Annotated in this window: 5 protein-coding genes; 4 read left to right on the top strand and 1 reads right to left on the bottom strand. The window is 59.7% G+C overall.

Features of this window, described 5'->3' with window-relative positions; genetic code table 11:
• Window positions 1-273: 273 nt before the first annotated feature.
• A complete protein-coding gene (locus tag WBB95_RS16185) occupies window positions 274-1,077 on the top strand; it encodes a M949_RS01915 family surface polysaccharide biosynthesis protein (RefSeq protein ID WP_424488504.1) in 804 nt (267 codons plus the stop codon).
• A 114-nt stretch (window positions 1,078-1,191) separates the two neighbouring features.
• Complete coding sequence (locus WBB95_RS16180) at window positions 1,192-2,106, top strand: site-specific integrase (protein ID WP_424488503.1); 915 nt, start codon at window positions 1,192-1,194, stop codon at window positions 2,104-2,106.
• A 6-nt stretch (window positions 2,107-2,112) separates the two neighbouring features.
• Here the strand turns inward: WBB95_RS16180 and WBB95_RS16175 are convergent, their stop codons facing one another.
• Complete coding sequence (locus WBB95_RS16175) at window positions 2,113-2,376, bottom strand: DUF2790 domain-containing protein (RefSeq protein ID WP_424488502.1); 264 nt, start codon at window positions 2,374-2,376, stop codon at window positions 2,113-2,115.
• Window positions 2,377-2,578: 202 nt separating this feature from the next.
• Here WBB95_RS16175 and WBB95_RS16170 point away from each other — a divergent pair, with 202 nt between their 5' ends.
• Both WBB95_RS16170 and WBB95_RS16165 read left to right on the top strand, forming a co-directional pair.
• Window positions 2,579-3,340 (top strand): GntR family transcriptional regulator, encoded by a 762-nt coding sequence (locus WBB95_RS16170; protein ID WP_424488501.1) that lies wholly within the window; start codon window positions 2,579-2,581, stop codon window positions 3,338-3,340.
• Window positions 3,337-4,352 (top strand): fumarate reductase/succinate dehydrogenase flavoprotein subunit (locus tag WBB95_RS16165; RefSeq protein ID WP_424488500.1); only part of this gene is annotated, 1,016 nt, incomplete at its 3' end. The genes WBB95_RS16170 and WBB95_RS16165, both read left to right, overlap by 4 nt.

Below are 4,352 nucleotides of genomic sequence, written 5' to 3'. Positions count from 1 at the left end.
GTCGTAGAACACGCGGTTTGTTCTCAAGTCCTGGGGCAGAGATTAAGCGGAAAAATGTTGAACGAATATGAAAGGCTGATGAAAAACTCGTTTATTTGACAGGTAGACAGCTAGGGTTCAGCTAAGTAACTGACCTGCCAAGGGTTACCGTTATCGGGTAAAAACGGGGTGGTTTTTCGAGAGTGCCATCACTTGCCGATTTTATTCAACAATCTTCTCTGCATTGGCCCTCAAGTGCCGGTAAAGTAAGCCATCTCTTGCCAGGGTACTCGGATGAATAGCGTGCAGCTTATACGCGGCCAGATACGGCCCGCTTTGATGGGATTGTTGATGGCTGTGGCCTGTGTCACCACCGTGCGCGCCGACGATGGCGTGGCGCTCACCAGCATCGACCAGGTGCCGGACGGTGTTGAAGTGCGCGGCAAGCAAGTCGCGGCCTATACCTGGGACGATCATCAAGGCAAAAACCTGCTGGTACTCGCCGAGCAAGTCAGTGAGCGTGATGACGACGGGACTCAGTCGGCCTTCGTCTACGCCGCTCAGTATTTGCTGGAGGGCAACCATCCCAAGCGCGTGTGGATGCTGTACGACGACGTGCAGCATTGCCAATTCGACGCCTCGCTGCGCTTTGACATGGCGGCCACCAAGGTCACCGACCTGACCGGCGACGGCATTACCCAGGCTACCGTGGGCTATTCGCGCACCTGCACCAGCGATGTCAGCCCGAATGAATTCAAGCTGATCATGCACGTCGGCAAATCGCAGAAATTCCGTTTGCGCGGCGTCGATCGCGTCGGCGCGAGATGGTGGGACGAGGAAGCCGGCGCCTTGCGCGGCATGCCGCTGCCCAAGGATTGTAGTGTGGCCGCACAGCAGGCACTGGTCAGCCAGTACAAGGAGCAGGGTACCGAACTGCCGCTGCCGGGCTGTTATGGCGAAGAAAAGGACTTTGCCAAGGCGCCGGACAGCTACCTGGCGTTCATGCGCCAGCATTGGTTTGCCCTGATGCAAAAGCAGGACAGCGACTGGAGCCAGTCCCAGACCCAGCCTCAAGACCCCACCGATGACGAAGAATAGCCAGTGATTTTGTGCCAGGGCCGATCCTGCGTTAGACTCGGCCTTCGCCACTCACTAAATACCTCGAATAAACAATGAGTTGTTAGAGGTATTTAATCCAAAGGCTGATCTACCTTGACTGAGTCTATCCGCAACCCGCTGACCCTCTATCTGACCCGCCTCGCGCCCTCCAGCCAGCTGACCATGCGCTATGTACTGCAGGACGCCGCCGACCGCCTGGGCTTCGAAGACATCAACCTCGAAGAGATCGACTGGCACCTGCTGCAGCCCGAACATGTGATCGCCCTTGTTGCTGCGCTGCGCGAAGACGGCTACGCGCCGAATACCTCTTCGCTGTATGTGAACGCCGTGCGTGGGGTAATGAATGAAGCCTGGCGCCTGAGCCTGATCAGCCAGGACCACTTGCTCAAGATGCGCTCGGTCAAGCCGGCGCCCGGCACGCGCCTGGGTCAGGGCCGTAACCTGCGTCGCACGCTGATTCGCGAAATGATGGACGTCTGCGCCGCCGACCCGCGCCCTCAAGGCCTGCGGGACGCGGCGGTGATTGGCATCCTGTATGGCTCAGGCATGCGCAAGTCGGAGTCGGTCAACCTCGACCTGGCACAGGTCAACTTCGACGAGCGCAGCTTGCGGGTGACCGGCAAGGGCAATAAAGAGCTGATCAAGTACGCGCCGGCCTGGGCGTTCGCGAAATTGCAGGCCTGGCTGGAGTTTCGCCGCGAACAGCTCAAGGAAGGCGAGCACGACGATACGTTTCTGTTCAATCGGATCAGGCGGGGCAGCCATATCACCCGTGAACGCATCACCAAACACGCGATTTACTACATCGCCCGCCAACGTGGCGAGCAGGTCGGGGTGAAGATCATGCCGCATGATTTCCGCCGGTCCTTCATCACCCGCGTGATTGAAGAGCATGACCTGTCGATCGCGCAGAAACTGGCGCATCACACCAACATCCAGACCACTGCCAGCTATGACGTACGCGACGACAATGAGCGGCGGCGCGCCGTGGATCGCTTTGATTTGTAGGACGGTTCAGCTGTGCGGGCAGGGTTCGCCCACCCGCTGGTAGTCCAGTTCATGGCGCACACCTTGGCTGTCGACATAGACCACATGGCCCCTGACAGGCCCGCACGTGGCCGAAGCCGCAGGGGTGTTGCGCACGGCCTTGGCAATGTCCAGGTCCTCGGTGTAATCGTCCGTTTGGCTGGCCGGCGCATTAGCCCCGGCACTGGGAGCGTCTTGGGCAGCGGCGAGAGTGCTGAACAGGCTGAGCACGGCAATAAGCAGATAACGCATGATGACCTCCAGCACCCTTCGGCGGCGGTTTTGACTGTGGTCGCCATTCTATGAAGCCCGGCTGCCAGCCAGAACGGATTCCGGCCGATAGCGGACATCAGCCAAAACGATAGAGGTTTAAGCTTATGCATAAACGGTATTTCCAAGCCGGCGCTTAGACTTCTTAAGATCACGTCACAACTCGTTATGACAAGTGACCTTGATGAACGAACCCACTGCTGCCTTATCTCCACTGTCGAGCATTCCACTGCACGCACAACTGCGCGATTTATTGCGCAGCGGCATCCTTGATGGTCAATACCCGCCCAACACGCAAATGCCCTCCGAAAGCGAGCTGGGTGCGCGTTTCAAGGTCAGTCGCATCACCGTGCGCCAGGCCTTGGGCGATCTGCAGAAAGAAGGGCTGATCTACAAGATCCATGGCAAGGGCACCTTCGTGTCCAAACCCAAGGCGTACCAGAACGTCAGCACCTTGCAGGGCTTGGCGGAGTCCATGACGGAGCGCGGTTATGAAGTGATCAACCGCTTGCGCAGTTTCCGCTTCGTGCCGGCCGACAAATTGGTCGCCGAGCGCTTGAAGGTGGAGGAGGGCACCACGGTTACGCAGATCAAGCGGGTACGCCTGATCAACCGCGAGCCGGTGTCGCTGGAAATCACCTACCTCAACCAGGCCCTCGGCGAACGCCTGGAAAACGCCGACCTGGTGACCCGCGACATCTTCCTGATCCTGGAAAACGACTGCGGCCTGCACCTCGGGCACGCAGACGTCGCCATCGACGCGGTACTCGCCGACAGCGACCTGACCCAGGCGCTCAACGTGGAACCCGGCTCGCCGATCATGCGCATCGAGCGTTTGACCCATACCAGCGACGGCCAACCGGTGGATTTCGAGCACCTGTATTACCGAGGCGACGCCTTCCAGTACCGCCTGCGCATCGACCGTGAACGAGGCAACCGCCCATGAGCCGTAAAACCGTGGAGCTGGAATACGACATCGTGGTGATCGGCGGAGGAACGGCCGGGCCCATGGCAGCAATCAAGGCCAAAGAGGCCAACCCTGATTTGCGCGTGTTGTTGATCGACAAGGCCAACGTCAAGCGCAGCGGCGCCATCAGCATGGGCATGGACGGCCTGAACAACGCGATCATCCCGGGCCACTCGACGCCGGAGCAGTACACCAAGGAAATTACCATCGCCAATGACGGCATCGTCAATCAGGCGGCGGTGTACGCCTACGCCACCCACAGCTTCGAAACCATCGAGCAGTTGGACCGCTGGGGGGTGAAGTTCGAGAAGGACGAGACCGGCGACTACGCGGTGAAGAAGGTCCATCACATGGGCGCCTACGTGCTGCCGATGCCGGAGGGCCATGACATCAAGAAAGTCCTGTACCGCCAGCTCAAGCGTGCGCGGGTGAACATCACCAACCGCCTGGTGTGCACGCGTTTGCTGACCGACAGCGACGGCGCCGTGAATGGCGTAATGGGCTTTGATTGCCGCACCGCCGATTTCCAGGTGATCAAGGCCAAGGCGGTGATTCTCTGCTGTGGCGCCGCCGGCCGCCTGGGCTTGCCATCGTCGGGTTACCTGATGGGCACCTATGAAAACCCGACCAACGCCGGTGACGGCTACGCCATGGCCTACCACGCCGGCGCAGAGCTGGCGAACCTCGAATGTTTCCAGATCAACCCGTTGATCAAGGATTACAACGGCCCGGCCTGCGCCTATGTGACGGGGCCGCTGGGTGGCTACACCGCGAACAACAAGGGCGAGCGCTTCATCGAGTGCGACTACTGGAGCGGCCAGATGATGTGGGAGTTCCACCAGGAACTCGAAAGCGGCAACGGCCCGGTGTTCCTAAAGCTCGACCACTTGGCCGAGGAAACCATCCAGAACATCGAGCAGATCCTGCACAGCAACGAGCGCCCGAGCCGCGGCCAGTTCCACGCCAACCGGGGCACCGATTACCGCAGTGA

The sequence above is a fragment of the Pseudomonas sp. genome (genome assembly GCF_049645325.1).
In the GTDB taxonomy this organism is placed as follows: Bacteria; Pseudomonadota; Gammaproteobacteria; order Pseudomonadales; family Pseudomonadaceae; genus Aquipseudomonas.
This window is presented reverse-complemented; position numbering and strand designations above follow the sequence as displayed.